General features: G+C 64.9%; 17 protein-coding genes and 3 tRNA genes. 2 read left to right on the top strand and 18 right to left on the bottom strand.

Annotated features, from left to right (window positions below):
* Positions 1-19: 19 nt before the first annotated feature.
* The 9 genes from phnK to phnC all read right to left on the bottom strand — a co-directional run bounded on the left by phnK (position 20) and on the right by phnC (position 7,382).
* The gene (gene phnK / locus DNK34_RS06960; RefSeq protein ID WP_131173985.1) at positions 20-829 is read right to left on the bottom strand and encodes a phosphonate C-P lyase system protein PhnK; all 810 of its coding nucleotides are present in this window, start codon (positions 827-829) and stop codon (positions 20-22) included.
* Positions 826-1,695, bottom strand: coding sequence for an alpha-D-ribose 1-methylphosphonate 5-phosphate C-P-lyase PhnJ (locus DNK34_RS06955; RefSeq protein ID WP_131173984.1), 870 nt, complete (start codon positions 1,693-1,695; stop codon positions 826-828). Before DNK34_RS06955 ends, phnK begins: the two co-directional genes overlap by 4 nt.
* On the bottom strand, positions 1,692-2,786 hold the full coding sequence (locus DNK34_RS06950; protein WP_131173983.1) for a carbon-phosphorus lyase complex subunit: 1,095 nt from the start codon (positions 2,784-2,786) through the stop codon (positions 1,692-1,694). Before DNK34_RS06950 ends, DNK34_RS06955 begins: the two co-directional genes overlap by 4 nt.
* Entirely contained in the window at positions 2,786-3,397 is a 612-nt protein-coding gene (phnH, locus tag DNK34_RS06945; RefSeq protein WP_131173982.1) for a phosphonate C-P lyase system protein PhnH, read from the bottom strand. Before phnH ends, DNK34_RS06950 begins: the two co-directional genes overlap by 1 nt.
* Entirely contained in the window at positions 3,397-3,843 is a 447-nt protein-coding gene (gene phnG, locus DNK34_RS06940; RefSeq protein WP_411269295.1) for a phosphonate C-P lyase system protein PhnG, read from the bottom strand. Before phnG ends, phnH begins: the two co-directional genes overlap by 1 nt.
* Before the next feature lie 29 nt (positions 3,844-3,872).
* Positions 3,873-4,607: a phosphonate metabolism transcriptional regulator PhnF gene (gene phnF / locus DNK34_RS06935; protein ID WP_131173980.1), complete on the bottom strand. Its 735-nt coding sequence runs from the start codon at positions 4,605-4,607 to the stop codon at positions 3,873-3,875.
* Positions 4,608-4,640: 33 nt separating this feature from the next.
* Positions 4,641-5,435, bottom strand: a complete 795-nt coding sequence (phnE, locus tag DNK34_RS06930; protein WP_131173979.1) for a phosphonate ABC transporter, permease protein PhnE — start codon at positions 5,433-5,435, stop codon at positions 4,641-4,643.
* Between the two features lie 64 nt (positions 5,436-5,499).
* Positions 5,500-6,504, bottom strand: a complete 1,005-nt coding sequence (phnD, locus tag DNK34_RS06925) for a phosphonate ABC transporter substrate-binding protein (RefSeq protein WP_131173978.1) — start codon at positions 6,502-6,504, stop codon at positions 5,500-5,502.
* 41 nt (positions 6,505-6,545) lie between these two features.
* The gene (phnC, locus tag DNK34_RS06920; RefSeq protein WP_131173977.1) at positions 6,546-7,382 is read right to left on the bottom strand and encodes a phosphonate ABC transporter ATP-binding protein; all 837 of its coding nucleotides are present in this window, start codon (positions 7,380-7,382) and stop codon (positions 6,546-6,548) included.
* Positions 7,383-7,981: 599 nt separating this feature from the next.
* On the opposite strand from phnC, the gene DNK34_RS06915 reads away from it, so the two are divergent.
* Positions 7,982-8,317 (top strand): Arc family DNA-binding protein, encoded by a 336-nt coding sequence (locus DNK34_RS06915; RefSeq protein WP_131173976.1) that lies wholly within the window; start codon positions 7,982-7,984, stop codon positions 8,315-8,317.
* 223 nt (positions 8,318-8,540) lie between these two features.
* On the opposite strand, the gene mgtE is transcribed toward DNK34_RS06915, so the two are convergent.
* Positions 8,541-9,983, bottom strand: coding sequence for a magnesium transporter (mgtE, locus tag DNK34_RS06910; RefSeq protein WP_131173975.1), 1,443 nt, complete (start codon positions 9,981-9,983; stop codon positions 8,541-8,543).
* Between the two features lie 308 nt (positions 9,984-10,291).
* Here mgtE and bamE point away from each other — a divergent pair, with 308 nt between their 5' ends.
* Positions 10,292-10,798: an outer membrane protein assembly factor BamE domain-containing protein gene (gene bamE, locus DNK34_RS06905; RefSeq protein ID WP_131173974.1), complete on the top strand. Its 507-nt coding sequence runs from the start codon at positions 10,292-10,294 to the stop codon at positions 10,796-10,798.
* A 63-nt stretch (positions 10,799-10,861) separates the two neighbouring features.
* Here the strand turns inward: bamE and DNK34_RS06900 are convergent.
* The 8 genes from DNK34_RS06900 to astE form a co-directional block, all read right to left on the bottom strand.
* Positions 10,862-10,938 (bottom strand) — tRNA-Arg (locus DNK34_RS06900).
* A 70-nt stretch (positions 10,939-11,008) separates the two neighbouring features.
* Positions 11,009-11,085, bottom strand: a tRNA-Arg gene (locus tag DNK34_RS06895).
* Between the two features lie 109 nt (positions 11,086-11,194).
* A tRNA-Ser gene (locus DNK34_RS06890) sits at positions 11,195-11,285 on the bottom strand.
* A gap of 62 nt (positions 11,286-11,347) precedes the next feature.
* Positions 11,348-11,533, bottom strand: a complete 186-nt coding sequence (gene csrA / locus DNK34_RS06885; RefSeq protein WP_025165378.1) for a carbon storage regulator CsrA — start codon at positions 11,531-11,533, stop codon at positions 11,348-11,350.
* Between the two features lie 180 nt (positions 11,534-11,713).
* On the bottom strand, positions 11,714-12,952 hold the full coding sequence (locus DNK34_RS06880; RefSeq protein ID WP_131173973.1) for an aspartate kinase: 1,239 nt from the start codon (positions 12,950-12,952) through the stop codon (positions 11,714-11,716).
* A gap of 111 nt (positions 12,953-13,063) precedes the next feature.
* Positions 13,064-15,688 carry an alanine--tRNA ligase gene (alaS, locus tag DNK34_RS06875; protein ID WP_131173972.1) on the bottom strand — a complete coding sequence of 875 codons (2,625 nt, stop codon included), beginning with the start codon at positions 15,686-15,688 and terminating at the stop codon, positions 13,064-13,066.
* 263 nt (positions 15,689-15,951) lie between these two features.
* Positions 15,952-16,953 carry a low-specificity L-threonine aldolase gene (gene ltaE, locus DNK34_RS06870; protein WP_131173971.1) on the bottom strand — a complete coding sequence of 334 codons (1,002 nt, stop codon included), beginning with the start codon at positions 16,951-16,953 and terminating at the stop codon, positions 15,952-15,954.
* A 62-nt stretch (positions 16,954-17,015) separates the two neighbouring features.
* On the bottom strand, positions 17,016-18,023 hold the full coding sequence (gene astE, locus DNK34_RS06865; protein WP_131173970.1) for a succinylglutamate desuccinylase: 1,008 nt from the start codon (positions 18,021-18,023) through the stop codon (positions 17,016-17,018).
* Between the last annotated feature and the right edge of the window lie 4 nt (positions 18,024-18,027).

The raw sequence follows: 18,027 nt of genomic DNA, 5'->3' as shown, positions 1-18,027 counted from the left end.
GATTCTCCAATGGCGCGGTTCATGGCTGCAGGACGGACGACACCAGCAACTGCGAATACGGGTGCTGCGGGTCATCGAGGATCTGATCGGTGAGCCCGGCCTCGACCACCTGGGAGCGGCGCATGACCATCAGGCGATCGGCCAGCAGGCGCGCCACGGCCAGATCATGGGTGACGATGACCACGGCCAGATCCAGCTCGCGCACCAGCCCGCGCAACAGGTCGAGCAGGCGGGCCTGCACCGAGACGTCGAGGCCGCCGGTGGGCTCATCCATGAACACCAGGCGCGGCGCGGAGACCAGGTTGCGGGCGATCTGCAGGCGCTGCTGCATGCCACCGGAAAAGGTCCGCGGCAGGTCGTCGATGCGCTGCGGGTCGATCTCCACCTGGCGCAGCCAGTCCAGCCCGGCCTCGCGCAACCGACCGTAATGGCGCACGCCCTGGGCCATCAGGCGCTCGCCGATATTGGCCCCGGCCGACACCGTCATGCGCAGCCCGTCACGCGGGTTCTGCTCGACGAAGCCCCACTCGGTGCGCAGCAAGGTACGCCGCTCGGCTTCACTGGCGGCGTACAGATCCTGCAGGCGGCCGTCCTTGTCGCGGTAGACGACCTGCCCGCCATCGGGCTGGCTGCGCCCGGACAAGACGTTGAGCAGGGTCGACTTGCCCGAGCCGGACTCACCGACGATGCCCAGCACCTCCCCCGGATACAGGTCGAAGGAAACGCCCTGGCAGCCCTTCTGCGGGCCATGGAGACGGCTCAGGTCGCGCACGCTGAGCAACGGCGTGGCCAGGTCGGGACGGCGGGCGAGCGATGGCACGGCATTCATTGGCCAGCCTCCTGTGCCGCACGCCGCTGCGCGCAATAGTCGGTGTCGGAACAGACGAAGACCTTGCGCCCGCTGTCGTCGACGATCAGTTCATCGAGGTAGGCGTCGGCGCTGCCGCACATCGCGCACTGCTGCTCCCAGCGCTGGATCTCGAAGGGGTGATCCTCGAAATCCAGGCTCACCACCTCGGTATAGGGCGGCACGGCATACAGGCGCTTCTCGCGCCCGGCGCCGAACAGCATCAGCGCCGGGCTCATGTGCAACTTGGGGTTGTCGAACTTGGGAATGGGCGACGGATCCATGACGTAACGCCCGTCCACCGTCACCGGGTAGGCGTAGCTGGTGGCGATATGGCCGAAGGTGGCGATGTCCTCGTAGAGCTTGACGTGCATCACTCCGTAGTCGCCCAGGGCGTGCATGGTGCGGGTCTCGGTTTCCGAGGGCTCGATAAAGCGCAGCGGCTCGGGAATCGGCACCTGGAAAACCAGGATCTGCTCGTTGCCCAGGGGCGTTTCCGGAATCCGGTGGCGGGTCTGGATCACGCTCGCCTCAGGGCTGCGCTCGGTGGTGCGCACGCCGGCGGTACGGGCGAAGAAGCGGCGGATCGACACCGCGTTGGTGGTGTCGTCGGCGCCCTGATCGATGACCTTGAGCACATCCTCGGCGCCGAGGATGGCCGCGGTCAGCTGCATGCCCCCCGTGCCCCAGCCATAGGGCAGCGGCATCTCGCGGCCGCCGAAGGGGACCTGGTAGCCCGGCACGGCGACCGCCTTGAGCAGGCCGCGGCGAATCATGCGTTTGCTCTGCTCGTCCAGGTAAGCGAAGTTGTAGCCCGTGTCGCTCGAGCGTTGTACGTGAGCATTCATGCGCGCTTCTCCTCGGTGGCCGGCTGTGCGCACGGCTGCTTGCGCAGCTTGCGGATCAGCTCCAGCTCGGATTGGAAATCGACGTAGTGCGGCAGCTTCAGGTGCGAGACGAAGCCCCCGGCCTCGACGTTGTCGCAGTGCATCAGGACGAACTCTTCCTGCTGCGCCGGGCCTTCGGCTTCCTCGCCGTACTCGGCACCGCGCAGGGCCCGGTCGACCAGGGCCATGCCCATGGCCTTGCGCTCGGCGTGACCGAACGCCAGGCCATAGCCGCGGGTGAACTGCGGGTCGACGCCCTTGCCGCCGACGAACTGGTTGACCATCTCGCACTCGGTTATCTCGATATCGCCAAGCGGCACGGCGAAATCCAGCTCCTCGGGCTCGAGCCAGACCTGCACCCTACCGATGCGGATCTCGCCAGCGAACGGATGATTGCGCCCGTAACCGCGCTGGGTGGAATAGCCCAGCGCCAGCAGGAAGCCCTCGTCGCCCCGCGCCAGGGCCTGCAGGCGCTCGGCGCGGCTACTGGGAAAAGCCAGCGGCTCGCGGGTGATGTCCGGAACCGGCCCGGTGTCCGGCACCTCGCGCGCCATCAGCCCTTCCTCGGCCAGCCAGTCCAGCACCCGCGGACAGGCCGGCGCCGGCTCGGCGGCCGGCTCCACCTCGGGGCCCGGGTAGTCGCCGTCGGCCAGCAAGGCGAAATCCAGCAGACGGTGGCTGTAGTCGAAGGTCGGCCCGAGCAGTTGCCCGCCGGGAAGATCCTTGAAGGTCGCGGAGATCCGCCGCGACAGCTGCATGCGCGTGGTATCGAGGGCCTGGCTGGCCGCGAAACGCGGCAAGGTGGTGCGATAGGCGCGCAGCAGGAAGATCGCCTCCAGCAGATCCCCGGCCGCCTGCTTGATCGCCAACGCGGCCAGTTGTTCGTCGTACAGCGCGCCTTCGCTCATCACCCGCGCCACGGCCAGTGGCATCTGCTGGCGGATCTGCTCGACGTCCAGTTCCGGCACCCGGGTATCGCCACGGCGCTTCCTGGCCAGCAGCGCGTGCGCATTGTCGATGGCGCGCTCGCCACCTTTCACGGCTACATACATCAGGCGGCCTCCTCTGCACTGGCCAGTACCCGCGTACTGCGCGGCAGGCCGATGACCTGCTGCCCGGCGGCGAAGAACGCATCCAGACCACGGGGAAAGGCGCTGCGCGCCAGACGCTGCTGCCAGAACGCCGCGCCGAGGGGCAGCTCGACCCGGCGCACATCCTTGATCCCCGGGCCGCGCCAGCGCAGCGGCAGACCGCCGTCGAGGGCATCGAGCTGGATCAGCAAGGTGCAGGACTGATCCGGATAACGCTCGCTGCCGTTGTCGAAGGCCGACAGGTCGTGGCTCTCCTCGGCATCGAGCAGGGCGAAAAGCGCCGCCTCGCGCTCGACGACGATCGGGCAACCGCAATGAAAGGCCAGGTTGGCACGGATCCCCGGGGTGTCGAAACGCGGCGCCAGCCACAAGGGCGTATCGCCATCGAGAAAGGCCAGGCACAAGGCATAGGTGGCCGGTTGCAGGCTCTCCAGCGCCAGGGCGCGATCCAGGCGCTGCACCAGGCCGGGTTCGGCCAGGGCCCTGAGCGCGGCGCGGAAACTGGCCTGGGCATCCAGCACCGGGTCATTGAAAGCAGGTTGCAGCCATTGCGAGGCATGAACGCCGTTCATCAATCTTCTCCTCTGATCAGGGTGAAGAACTCCACCTGGGTACTAGCGGTTCGTGCAGCCTCGGCAGCGCGCGCCGTGCGCTGCGCCTGGGCCATGGGTTCGATCAACTGCGCCAGCCAGTGCGCCTGGCGCTCGCCCTGCAGGTGGGCGTCGGCCAAGGCGGCCAGTTCGGCGTGCTGCTTGTCGCGCCCGGCGACATAGCTGTAACCGGTGCAACCGTCGGCCAGCCGCACCACGCAACGGGTCACGCTCATCTCACCGAGATTGAAGGCATCGCCAGTGCCGCCCATGCGCCCGCGTACCAGGGTCATGCCGACCTCCGGCGCGCGAATGAGCCGGTAGTCGGTGGCGCGTAACGTCGCGGCCTGCCGCTTCAGTTCGTCGGCGCCGCGGGCGAGCACGCCCATCCAACGCTGGCGGGCGACGATTGCTGGATCGGTGGGCAAGGCTGTAGTGGGCATGGCGAAAGACTCCCTCAGGGTGTGATCTGGTACTGGAAGCGGTCGGCGCGGCTGGTCGAGAACGACAGTTCCAGCGGCCGGCCAGCCGTATCGCGGGACAGGGTGAGCACGGTGAGCAGTGGCGCGTGCCGGGGCATCAGCAGGTGGGCCGCTTCCTCGCGGCCGGGTAGACGGGCGCCGATCAGGCTGAAACTGCGGCTCAACAGCAGCTCGCGCTCGGCCAGGTACTGGCGCAGGGAGCCGCCACGGTAATCGGCGAGCAGTGCGGCGTGAGAGGCACAGAAGCGGTGCCGGATCAGGCTCACCGGCTGCCCCTGCAGCAGGCGCAGGGTGGTGAGTTCGAGCAGTTCGCTGTCGTCGGCCAGTTGCAGGTACTGGCACTCCTCGGCAGTGGCGCTGCGCACGCGCCGCTCGAGCAGTTGCGCCTCGACCCGTTGCCCCAGGGCGGAAAGCGAGTCGCTGTAGGCGCTGCCCGCCTCCATCGGATAGATCAGTGGTCTGGCCAGCACCTGGGTGCCCTTGCCCTGCCGCCGCAACAGCAGCCCTTCGAGCACCAGTTCGTCGACGGCACGACGCAGGGTGTGGCGGTTGACCGAGAAACGCGCCGCCAACTGGATCTCCGCCGGCAGGTAGTCCCCGGCCGAGAACTGCTCCAGTTCCCTGCGCAGCACGGCCGCCAACTCCCGGTACAGGGGCTCCTGGCGCGCCAGCGGCGCGGCGTCACTGCGTTGTTGTCTAGACAAGTGCATGGCGTAATAAAGGCGTCCAGCGACGCCTCTCCGTCAGATGAATTGTTTGCGCAGGCGCTGGGAAATCACGTCGATCAGGCTGACCACCAGAATGATCACGATCAGCAGGGCGCAGGTCTGGGCGAACTGGAAGCCGCGAATCGCCTCCCAGAGGATCACGCCGATGCCGCCGGCACCGACCATGCCCACCACGGTGGCGGAGCGCACGTTGGACTCGAAGCGGTACAGCGAATAGGAAATCCACAGCGGCAGTACCTGCGGGATGACACCGAAGATCACTTCCTGCAGGGCACTGGCGCCGCTGGCGCGTACCCCTTCCACCGGGCCCGGGTCGATGGCTTCCACCGCCTCGGCGAACAGCTTGGCGAGTACCCCGGTGGTACCGATGAACAGCGCCAGAACGCCGGCGAACGGCCCCAGGCCGACGGCCACCACGAACAGCATGGCGAAGACCATTTCATTGATCGAACGGCAGGCATCCATCACCCGGCGCACCGGCTGATACACCCACCAGGGCACGATGTTCTCGGCACAGAGGATGCCCAGCGGGATGGCGCAGAGAATCGCCAGCACCGTGCCCCACAGGGCTATCTGCACCGTGACCAGCATTTCGCCCAGGTACATCCGCCACTCGCTGAAATCCGGCGGAAAGAAATCGGCGGCGAAGGTCGCCATGTTGTCGGCATCGCGGATCAGGCCGAGCGGGTTCATCTCCGCGCCCTGCCAGGACCAGGCCAGAAAAGCGAGGAACAGGCCCCAGCCGGTCAAGTGGGTCCAGGAGCGCTTGCGCGCCTCCGGGGGCAGTGTCGCGGTACTCAGAGCAGTCATGGCGCAGCCTCTACAGATCGGCGGAAGGTGACGTGCGAGGGCTCCCGCGGGAGCCCTTCTCCATTCAGCCGGCGCTGGCCGTGTCGTTCTTTTCGCGCTCGGCCATGCGCTGCTGCAGCGCTGCCAGTTGCGCATCCAGCTCCTTCAGCCTGGCCTGCTTGTCGCCCTCGGACAGCGTGCCGTTGTTGGCCACGTCGCTGCGCTGCTTGAACAGCTCCAACTGGCGGATCGGCAGCAACTGATCGTCGTCGGAGGCGCGGAACTTGCCCCACTGCAAGCCTTCCAGCACCTTAAGTTCCGCCGGCTGATCGCCATAGCTCATGAAGAACTCACGCAGCGTGGCCTTGTCCTCGGCGCTCAGGTTCTTGCGCCAGACCATCGGGTCGGACGGAATCAGCGGCGATGTCCAGATCACCTTGAGCTGGGCCGCCTTGTCCGGCGCCGTCACTTCCAGGCGCTCCATGCCCTCGCTGTTGAAGGTGCCGACATCGACCTGCTTGTTGGCCACCGACAGGGCGTTGACCTCATGGCTGCCGTTGAGGGAGCGCTTGAAGATCTTGTTGGCGTCGACATTGTTCTGCGCGAACACGTAATAACCCGGAACCAGGTAACCGGAAGTGGAGTTGGGATCGCCGTTGGCGAAGGTCAGCTCCTTGGCCTTCTGCAGCACGTCGTCGATCGAGGTCAGCGGGCTGTCCTTGTGCACCACCATCAGGCTGTAATAACCCTGGGAACCGTTGGCGGCGACCGTCTGGGCGAACACCTCGCCGCCGGCACGGTCCACCGCCTCCATGGCCGCCTTGTTGCCATACCAGGCCACGTCGACCTTGTCGAAACGCATGCCCTGGATGATGCCGGCATAGTCCGGGGCGAAGAATGCCTTGATCTTCATGCCGGTCTTCCTGCCCATGTCGGCCAGGAAGGGGTCCCACATCGCCTTGAGGTTCTGCGACGACTCGGTGGAGATGATGCCGAAATTGATTTCCTTCTCGGCGGCGTGCAGGGAGCCGGCAAACGAACTGCCGAGCAGAAGGGAAGCGGCCACGACGCGGCTGATGCGATTGAACATGGAGAACACTCCTGGTGCAGGTTGGCGTTGTTTGTTCGAATTCAGGCCTTGGCCAGGCTCAACTGACGCTGGGCGTTACCGGAGCGGCGCCGGTTGCCGGGCGCGACCGCCTCGACGTCCCGCTCGGCACCGTAGAGGTCGTCGAGGAAGTGACCGCTGAGGTCTTCGCAGGGGCCATCGAAATGGATGGTGCCGGCCTTGAGGGCGACCGCCCGCTGGCAGTAGCGCTTGGCGTAATCGACTTGATGCAGGGTCACCACCACGGTCTTGCCATCTTCGCGGTTGATGTCGGCCAGAATCTGCATGACCTTGCGCGCCGACTCGGGATCGAGCGAGGCGATCGGCTCATCGGCCAGGATCACCTCGGCCTGCTGCGTCAGCACCCGGGCGATGGCCACACGCTGCTGCTGACCACCGGATAGTGTCGAGGCGCGCTGCTGAGCCAGTTCGGCCAGGCCGACACGCGCCAGCGACTGCATGGCCCGCTGGCGCTCCTCGGCATTGAACAGGCCAAGGCTGCCGCGCCAGCGCGGCATGCGCCCGAGGCAGCCGAGCAGCACGTTCTGCAACACGCTCAGGCGCCCGACCAGATTGAACTGCTGGAAGATGTAACCGATGTCGGCGCGCAGGCGGCGAACATTGCCGCTCAGGCGCCCCTGGACCTGCACCTGCTGGCCCAGCACCTCGATACGGCTGTCGCCAGCGCGATCGCCACAGGCCAGGCCGGCCAGGTGCCGCAACAGAGTGGACTTGCCGGAGCCGGAAGCACCGATCAGGGCGACGATCTCGCCTGAAGAAACCGCCAGGTCGAGGTTCCTGAGCGCCAGTTTCCGGGCGAAGGTCTTGTTCAGGCGCTCGACACGAATAGCCGTCTGCATGGCATGGCCTCTCTTGCGTGGCCAGGGCAGGCCGCCCGCTCCTGCTTACGCGAGAACCTGCGCAAAATGCCGGTTTCGACCGTTTTTGCGAAAGCCTTCTACGACGCACGAGCTTGTCGGGCAGTAACCTTCCAGTAGCCGATTGACAGCGTTTGACGACTGCGGAGTCGCCGCTTGGTGTAGACCAAGGTAGGCAGATCCTGTGTCAGCGCCGTTAACAGGCCATGACGCTTGAGTGACGATTGCTTGAAGGTTTCGTGCCTAAGCTGACCGAAAGCCATTCGGACACCGTTCGAGTCGGCCCGCCGGATGGGCGAGCGATGGCCCGCAGGGGTGGCTGCCAGGGGATGGCAGACCGCGAAAAATGCGACGTTGCGCCCATTCGCTGCTTTTTCTGATAATTGGTGCTGGCAAAAAGCCTTTACCCGGGCCAGAATACGACACGTAATTGGCGCCAATTATTTGGTGCCCTGAAACGCTAAACGATACAAAATGGCTCCAGTGGTTGAACGGCGGCGGCTAAAGATGGTCTCAACTGGGGACAATCTCATAGCTTTATGCCATGACAGCTTCGTTTCCTTGAACTAACGGTTTAATGTATGCGCCCTATGAAGCAGGCTATTTATTCCAGCCGCACGGCTGACAAGTTCGTTGTTCGCTTGCCCGATGGCATGCGCGAGCGCATCGCTGATGTCGCCCGCAACCACCATCGCAGCATGAATTCCGAGATCATCGCGCGCCTGGAGCAGAGCATGCTCCAGGAAGGCGTACTGGATGACGAACTCGGCATGCGCCTGGACAGCCCGGAGCTGTCCTTGCACGAGCGAGAACTGCTGCAACGCTTCCGCCAGTTGTCGCGCCGCCAGCAGAACGCCCTCGTCGCGCTGATCGCGCATGACGCGGAAATGGCTAGCGAAGGCGACACGCAAGCCTGAGGCAGAAAACGAAAAACCGGCTCGAAGGCCGGTTTTTTTGTTGCCTGCGATTCCAGGCTGTCAGCCGACGGGCCGTCGCAAGCGACGCCGGAAATCGCTCCCGGCGATTTCCGGCTGCCTGCCATTGCTGACGGCCCTGCTGCGGATCGTCGCCAACAGGTGGGCATGGCTTGCGGCGGCTATGTAGTCGCCTGGCGAAAAGCCCTGCCCAGCCTATCCCGGCCTACATCAGGAAGATCGACGCCAGCCCCAGGAAGATGAAAAAGCCGCCGCTGTCCGTCACCGCGGTGATCATCACACTCGCACCCATCGCCGGATCGCGCCCCAGGCGCACCAGGGTCATGGGGATCAGCACCCCCATCAAGGCCGCCAGCAGCAGGTTGAGCGTCATGGCCGCGGTCATCACCACCCCCAGCGACCAGCTGTCGTACAGCAGATAGGCCACTATACCGATCACCCCGCCCCAGACCAGGCCGTTGATCAGCGAGACACCCAGCTCCTTGCGAATCAGCCGCGAGGTGTTGCCGGTGCTGACCTGATCCAGTGCCATCGCCCGCACGATCATGGTGATGGTCTGGTTCCCCGAGTTGCCACCGATGCCGGCAACGATGGGCATCAATGCCGCCAATGCCACCAGCTTCTCGATGGAGCCCTCGAACAGGCCGATCACCCGCGAAGCCAGGAAGGCCGTGACCAGGTTGACCGCCAGCCAGGCCCAGCGGTTGCGCAGCGATTTCCAGACCGAGGCGAAGATGTCTTCCTCCTCGCGCAGACCGGCCATGTTGAGGACTTCGCTTTCGCTCTCCTCACGGATCAGGTCGACCATTTCATCGATGGTCAGACGACCGATGAGCTTGCCGTTCTTGTCCACCACCGGGGCGGAAATCAGGTCGTAACGCTCGAACGCCTGGGCAGCGTCATAGGCGTCCTCGTCCGGATGGAAGCTCACCGGATCATTGGCCATGACCTCGGCCACCTGCTTCTCGGGATCGTTGACCAACAGCCGCTTGATCGACAGCACACCCTTGAGCACGCCGTCGTAGTCGACCACGAACAGCTTGTCGGTATGCCCCGGCAGTTCCTTCAGCCGCCGCAGGTAGCGCAGCACCACTTCCAGGCTGACGTCCTCGCGGATGGTGACCATCTCGAAGTCCATCAGCGCGCCGACCTGATCCTCCTCGTAGGACAGCGCCGAGCGCACACGCTCGCGCTGCTGCGCATCGAGGGTTTCCATCAGCTCGTGAACGACGTCACGCGGCAGCTCGGAGGCCAGATCCGCCAGTTCGTCGGCGTCCATCTCCTTCGCCGCCGCGAGGATCTCGTGATCCTCCATGTCGGCGAGCAGCGTTTCGCGCACCGCGTCGGACACTTCGAGGAGGATGTCGCCATCACGATCGGCCTTGACCAGTTGCCAGATGGTCAGGCGCTCTTCGAGCGGCAGGGCTTCGAGAATGTAGGCGACGTCCGCGGAGTGCAGATCATCGAGTTTGCGCTGCAGCTCGGCGAGATTCTGCCGGTGTACCAGGCCTTCGACCCGGTCCTGGTGCTGGCCTTCCTGACGATGGGTCAGGTCCTCGACCAGCCGATGCCGCTGCAACAGCTCAACGACCTGAGCGAGTCGATCCTGCAGGCTTTCTTGCGGCTTCTTGGTTTCTACTTCGGTCATGGCACGCTCCACCCCCAGCGGCAGAGCACGCCAAAGGGGGTCAATCAGTTAATACGTGATTGCACACTTGGAATTCTGAGTAACTACTGGGTAAGTCCATGGTGACGATCCACAAGCCCCGGCGGGGCTGACCCACAGATGATAACACTCTGAACCCGCTTTGCGCGTGACAAAAGCATGGCAAGACAAGCGCTTGCAGCATTTTCCTGAGCACACTGACACGTATTTGCAGAGTCCGACGCCGGCAGCGGCCGACAAGACACCTGGCAGAGGCTAAACTGACAGCGACCGTCACGGAGGACGTCATCATGCATGGACTGCACTGCGCAGCCGTCTGCGCCATTCTGCTTTGCCCCACCCCACTGCTGGCCTCGAGCGTATGGCGCTGCGAAGACGGCAACGGCCATGTCACCTTCACCCTGCATGGCTGCCCCGATAACCACAGCCAGCAAATCCAGGAGACCTATAATCCCAGACCCGGCAGCGGCGCAGCCGTTCCACTGGCGAAACCCGAACGGCCACGGCAGCAGGTGAATCCGGGCACGCAAACGGCCGGCGACACACAGCTGACAGTGGTCGGCGAACGGCAGGATGGTTGCGGTAACCTCGTCACCGGCAGCACGCGGCGCGAGGCGATCATCCGCAAGCAGATCCGCAGCGGCATGACCCGCAACGACGTGGAAAGCGCCCTGGGCAAGCCGCAACGCACCAGCCGGCGCAACGGCCAGACCGTCTACCACTACGCCGACAGGCAGGGCAGCCATCGCCGTACCGTCACCTTCGACGAAAGCGGCTGCGTCAAGGGCGCACGCTGAAAGGCCGGAGCCTGTGCAACAGGCAAAGAAAAAGGGCCTGCATCGCTGCAGGCCCTTCTTGTATGGCGGACTCAGGAGGATTCGAACCTCCGACCGCTCGGTTCGTAGCCGAGTACTCTATCCAGCTGAGCTATGAGTCCAGTCGGTGCTTTTATACCAGATCACCTCTGGTTGCCCGAATGCCGTGCATCGCTGCATGGCCTTCGTATATGGCGGACTCAGGAGGATTCGAACCTCCGACCGCTCGGTTCGTAGCCGAGTACTCTATCCAGCTGAGCTATGAGTCCGTGAAGCGTGCGCATTATAAGGAGTGAAAACCGATAATCAAGCTTTAATCCAATTAATTCCAGTGGCTTATCGGATCAAGACAACTACCGCACCCTACAAGGCGAAATATGGCGGAGAAGGGGGGATTCGAACCCCCGACACCCTTTTGAGGTGTACTCCCTTAGCAGGGGAGCGCCTTCGGCCACTCGGCCACCTCTCCGCAACACGGGGCGCATGATACTCATCTTTACCCCGTTTGCAAAGCCAAAAATTAGATAAAAATTAATGGCTTGGTTCTTCACCCTTCTCTTTCTGGATGCGCTGGTAAATCTCCTCACGGTGTACGGCGACTTCTTTCGGCGCATTGACGCCAATCCGTACCTGATTACCTTTAACGCCCAACACGGTGACGGTGACTTCATCACCCACCATCAGGGTCTCTCCGACCCGGCGAGTCAGAATCAGCATTCCTTTCTCCTTACGGATTTATAGTTCGGGACAACAGTCTGCAAAAGCGAAATGGCGCCGGCTACGCCCGATACCAAGCTGCCGCCACCCAGGTATTGACCAGCACGGGCGGAAAGAAAGTTCCGCCTACACCGATCAAAAGTACAAAAGGCGCGGAATACCGCGCCTCTCCGACGGGCCTCAGTCACCCTGGCGGGCCGGGGCATCCAGTTCAAAGGCAGTGTGCAGGGCGCGCACCGCCAATTCCAGATATTTCTCTTCGATGACCACCGAGACCTTGATTTCCGAGGTGGAGATCATCTGGATATTGATGTTTTCCTTGGCCAGCGCCTCGAACATGCGGCTGGCCACACCGGCATGGGAGCGCATGCCGACGCCGACGATGGAGACCTTGGCGATCTTCACGTCACCCACCACTTCCCGGGCGCCCAGCTCACGGGCGGTGCTTTCCAGCACCTGCTGCGCCCCCTGATAGTCGTTGCGGTGCACGGTGAAGGTGAAATCGGTGGTGTTATCGTGGGCTACATTCTGCACGATCATGTCCACTTCGATATTGGCAGCGCTGATCGGGCCGAGGATCTTGAAGGCAACGCCCGGCAGATCAGGGACGCCACGGATGGTCAGCTTGGCTTCGTCGCGATTGAAGGCGATGCCGGAAATGATCGGCTGTTCCATGGATTCCTCTTCATCAAGGGTAATGAGGGTGCCCGGGCCCTCCTGGAAGCTGTGCAGCACGCGCAGCGGGACGTTGTACTTGCCGGCGAATTCCACCGAACGGATTTGCAGCACCTTGGAACCGAGGCTGGCCATTTCCAGCATCTCTTCGAAGGTGATCTTCTCCAGACGCCGGGCTTGCGGCACCACCCGCGGATCGGTGGTATAGACCCCATCGACATCGGTGTAGATCTGGCATTCGTCGGCTTTCAACGCCGCCGCCAGCGCCACGCCGGTGGTGTCCGAGCCACCACGGCCGAGGGTGGTGATGTTGCCCTGCTCGTCGACGCCCTGGAAACCGGCGACCACCACCACGCGCCCCTGCTTGAGCTCGGCACGCAGCTTCTGGTCGTCGATGTGCAGGATGCGCGCCTTGTTGTAGGCGCTGTCGGTGAGGATGCGCACCTGATTGCCGGTATAGGACACGGCCGGCACACCGCGCTTGATCAGCGCCATGGCCAGCAGGGCGATGGTCACCTGCTCGCCGGTGGAAATCATCACGTCGAGTTCGCGCGCGATCGGCTGGCCGTCGCTGATCTGCCTGGCCAGCTCGATCAGGCGGTTGGTCTCGCCACTCATGGCGGATACCACGACGACGATGTCATCGCCCCGGTCGCGGAACGTCTTCACCTTGTCGGCGACCTGCGCGATACGCTCGACGGTGCCGACGGAGGTTCCGCCGAATTTCTGTACGATCAAAGCCATTTCAAAGCTGCCTCAGCCCGTGAAGGGCGCCCATTAAACAGACAACACCGCATACTGCCAAGCGTCCGCCGGGCATGGGCGCACGCTTGCTCCAGCTTGTGTAGCGGGACCTTACAGCCCCTGCTCGACGAACGGCCCGATCAATGCCAGGGCCGTGTCCAGCGCGGCCGCATCGACACCACCGCCCTGGGCCATGTCCGGCCGCCCGCCGCCCTTGCCCCCGACGGCCGCGGCCGCCTGCTTCATCAGCTCGCCGGCCTTGAGTGCGCCGGTCAGATCCTGGGTCACCCCGGCCACCAGCACGACTTTCCCGTCCTGCACGCCGCCAAGCAGGATCACCGCGCTGCCGAGCTTGTTCTTGAGCTGATCGACCAGCGCCAGCAGGCCCTTGCCATCCAGGCCATCGAGCCGTGCGCTGAGCACCTTGACGCCCTTGATATCGACGGCCGCGGCGGCCAGGTCGTTGCCTGCCGCACTGGCGGCCCTGGCCTTGAGCTGCTCCAGCTCCTTTTCCAGCTGACGGTTGCGATCGAGCACCGCCGACAGCTTGTCGAGCAGGTTGTCGCGGCTGCCCTTGACCAGCGCCGCCGCTTCCTTCAGTTGCTCTTCGGCACCATTGAGGTAGGCCAGCGCCGCCGCGCCGGTAACCGCCTCGATACGCCGCACGCCGGCCGCCACACCGCCTTCGCTGACGATCTTGAACAGGCCGATATCACCGGTGCGCTTGGCGTGGATGCCACCGCACAGCTCGACCGAGAAGCCATCGCCCATGGTCAGCACCCGCACCCGGTCGCCGTACTTCTCGCCGAACAGCGCCATGGCGCCCTTGGCCTTGGCGGTTTCGATGTCGGTCTCTTCGGTCTGCACCGGGGTATTGTTGCGCACTTCGCGGTTGACGATGTCCTCGAGCGCCTTCAACTGCTCGGGCTTGATCGCCTCGAAGTGGCTGAAGTCGAAGCGCAGGCGCTGGCTGTCCACCAGCGAGCCCTTCTGCTGCACGTGCTCGCCGAGCACCTGGCGCAGCGCCGCGTGCAGCAGGTGGGTCGCCGAGTGATTGAGCGCGGTGGCCTGGCGCACCGAGGCATCCACCTCGGCGTTGATCGAGGCGCCGACGCTCAGGCTGCCCTTGCTCACCACGCCATGGTGCAGCCAGGCGCCGCCGGCCTTGGTGGTATCGCGTACCTCGAAGCGCACGCCGGGGCCTTCGAGGAAACCGCAGTCGCCGATCTGGCCACCGGACTCGGCATAGAACGGCGTCTGATCCAGCACCACCACGCCCTCCTCGCCTTCGTTCAGGGTCGCGACGGACTGACCGTCGCGCAGCAGCGCCAGCAGCTCGCCACTGGCCACGGTCGCAGCGTAGCCGAGGAAACGGGTGTCGCTGTCGACCTTGACCAGGCTGTTGTAGTCCATGCCGAAGGCGCTGGCCGAGCGGGCACGCACGCGCTGGGCCTCCATCTCGCGTTCGAAGCCTTCCTCGTCGAGGGTCAGGCCGCGTTCGCGGGCGATATCGCCGGTGAGGTCGACCGGGAAACCATAGGTGTCGTACAGCTTGAAGATCACCGCGCCCGGGATCAGCGTACCGCTCAGCTCGGCCAGATCCTGCTCGAGGATCTTCAGGCCCTGCTCCAGGGTCTTGGCGAACTGCTCTTCTTCGGTTTTCAGCACGCGCTCGATATGCGCCTGCTGCTGTCTCAGTTCGGGGAAGGCGTCGCCCATCTCGCTGGCCAGCGCCGCGACGATCTTGTAGAAGAAGCTGCCCTTGGCGCCCAGCTTGTTGCCATGCCGGCAGGCGCGCCGCACGATGCGGCGCAGCACGTAGCCACGGCCTTCGTTCGACGGGGTGATGCCGTCGGCGATCAGGAAGCTGCACGAGCGGATATGGTCGGCCACCACCTTCAGCGAGGCGTCGCCGTCGTTGGCGCAGCCGATGGCCCGGGCGCTGGCGCTGAGCAGGCTCTGGAACAGGTCGATCTCGTAGTTCGAGTTGACGTGCTGCAGCACGGCGCTGATGCGCTCCAGGCCCATGCCGGTGTCCACGCTCGGCGCCGGCAGCGGGTGCAGCACGCCATCGGCGGTGCGGTTGAACTGCATGAACACGTTGTTCCAGATCTCGATGTAACGGTCACCGTCTTCCTCGGGCGAACCGGGCGGGCCGCCCCAGATGTGCTCGCCGTGGTCGAAGAAGATCTCGGTGCACGGGCCGCAGGGGCCGGTATCGCCCATGGTCCAGAAATTGTCCGAGGCGTATTGCGCGCCCTTGTTGTCGCCGATGCGGATCATGCGCTCGGCCGGTACGCCGACTTCCTTGTGCCAGATGTCGTAGGCTTCGTCATCGCTGGCGTAGACCGTGACCCAGAGCTTGTCCTTGGGCAGGTTCAGCCACTTCTCGCCGGTGAGGAATTCCCAAGCGTAGTTGATGGCGTCGCGCTTGAAGTAGTCGCCGAAGCTGAAGTTGCCGAGCATCTCGAAAAAGGTGTGATGGCGCGCGGTGTAGCCGACGTTTTCCAGGTCGTTGTGCTTGCCGCCAGCGCGCACGCATTTCTGGCTGGTGGCGGCACGGGTATAGGCACGCTTTTCCAGGCCCAGGAAGCAGTCCTTGAACTGGTTCATGCCGGCGTTGGTGAACAACAGCGTCGGGTCGTTGTTCGGGATCAGGGAGCTGGAGGCGACACGGGTGTGTCCCTTCTCTTCGAAGAAGCTGAGGAAGGCTTCACGGATTTCTGCGCTTTTCATTGGCATTTTCCACGGAAACAAGGCGGCCACGGCGAAGCCGGCAAAGGGCCGCATTATATCGGGCTTGTCAGTGGCGGCTAGGGCGTGCCGGCAATTATTTGCCCACCGGCGAACGAGCGGCTCGGCGGCTGAGGGCTCCATGCTGCAAGCTTGACGGCCGCCCGGCAAGAGGCGGCGCCAGGCGCGGGGCGCGAATCGGCCTTCTGCCGGCCATCACCGGCGATGATCGTCGCTCGCGCTGGCCGCCTGCCGGCGGGCACGGCTCAGCGCCGGAAGGCGGCGAACGCCTCGATGACCTGGCCGATGGCGTCGGCCGAGACATCCAGGTGCGTGACCATGCGCAAGCGCGGCGCCGCGCTGAGCACGATGCCGCGCTCGGCGCAGAAGACCTTCAGTGCCGCGGCGCGCTCGCCGATGCGTACGTAGACCATGTTGGTCTGTACCGGCTCGACCTCGTAGCCCAGCTCGCGCAGCCCCGCCGCCAGGCAATCGGCGTTGGCATGGTCCTCGACCAGCCGTTCGACCTGGTGCTCCAGGGCGTACAGCCCGGCCGCGGCGAGCACGCCCGCCTGGCGCATGCCGCCGCCGACCATCTTGCGCAGGCGCCGGGCCTTGCCGATGAACGCCTCGCTGCCGCACAGCACCGAGCCGACGGGCGCGCCCAGCCCCTTGGACAGGCACACCGATACCGAATCGAAATGCCGGGCGATCTCGCCGGCCTCGACCTGCAGCCTGACGGCGGCATTGAACAGGCGGGCGCCGTCGAGATGCAGGGCCAGGCCCCTGTCTCGGCTGAAGGCGCGGGCCTCGGCCAGGTAGGCCAGCGGCAGCACCTTGCCCTGCATGGTGTTTTCCAGCGCCAGCAGGCGGGTCCGGGCGAAGTGGAAATCGTCCTGCTTGATCGCCGCGGCGACCCGCGCCAGATCCAGCGAACCGTCCTCCTCCATATCCAGCGGCTGCGGCTGGATGGAGCCGAGCACCGCAGCGCCGCCACCTTCGTATTTGTAGGTATGTGCCTGCTGGCCGACGATGTACTCGTCGCCCCGTTCGCAATGGGCCATCAGCCCCAGCAGGTTGCTCATGGTGCCGGTCGGCACGAACAGCGCGGCGGCGAAGCCCAGCTGCGCGGCCAGGCGCTGCTGCAAGCGGTTGACGGTCGGGTCTTCGCCATACACGTCGTCGCCCAGCTCGGCGGCGAACATGGCCTCGCGCATGCCGGCGCTGGGCCGGGTGACGGTGTCGCTGCGCAAATCGATGGTGGACATGGGCACTCCTTGGCGGCCAATGAAGAAAACGGGAATGGAGGACAGTGCCGCGTCGCCGCTCATCAAGCCAGGCGCGAGGCCTCGGCCGGCACGATCAGAATGCCGGCACGCTGGCCATTGTGCACCCGCGGGTTGGGGAAAATGATGCGTGCGCCCTGCTCTTCCACCACCCAGCGGCTGCTGGCCAGGTCTTCGGCCAGCAGGTAGCCGGGCGGCAGTTCGCTGAAATTCTCGATATCGGCGGGCAGGTGCAGGGTGAAGGCATCGCTGTGCTTGATGACCTCGCGGGCCACGGCGAACAATTTCAGCCCAGCCAGCCCGGCCTCGTCCTGCGGCTCGCAACCTTCGATGATGGCGCACAGGCGCTGCTCCAGGCGCTCCAGGCTGCCCGGCTGGTTCTCCCCGAATGGCCGCGCCTTGCCCAGTTCCAGGGTAAAGGCTTCGGCCCCCAGTTGCGTATAGCTGTAGGCGCTGAAGGTGGTCGACGGCGTGTTCTGCAACAACACCGCCTCGATGCCGGCCGCGTTCAACCGCGCGCACTCGCGGCGCGACTGCTGCCGTCCTTCGGCCCAGGGATAGAGGGCGAACTGCTCGATCTTCGAGGCGCGAATGGCGGTGTGCAGGTCGTAGTGCAAACGGGATCGCCCGGGATCGCCGAAGAAGGTCGCCGCCAGGTGTTCCAGCTCGCAGGCGCGCATGGCCTCGCCGCCACTGCTCAGCTCGTGCCGGCCATTGAACAGGCGATTGATGTCCTGCTCGACGAAACGCTCGCCGCGGCGCATCGCCATCGGGTTGCCGAACAGGAACAGCAGACGCACGTGGGGTTGCAGCTCGTTGCGGGCAATGCTGCGCAGCAGGCGGTCGAGCAGTTCGATGGGGGCGGTCTCGTTGCCATGGATGCCCGCCGAGAGCAGCAGATCCAGGCCCGTGTCCCGCGCCACCGCGGGCGTCACTTCCAGGGCGCCCTCGGCCAGCCAGCGCAGGCGCGTGCCGTCCGGCGTCAGCTGGATCTTCGACGACGGCTCGTGGCCGGCCAGGGTCAGTTCGAGCAACTTGCCGAGGGCGAGCATGGCG

Origin of the sequence: Phytopseudomonas dryadis (assembly GCF_004327355.1) — a bacterium.
GTDB lineage: Bacteria > Pseudomonadota > Gammaproteobacteria > Pseudomonadales > Pseudomonadaceae > Aquipseudomonas > Aquipseudomonas dryadis.
The sequence above is the reverse complement of the archived record's forward strand: the minus strand, read 5'-3'. Positions and strand labels throughout refer to the sequence as shown.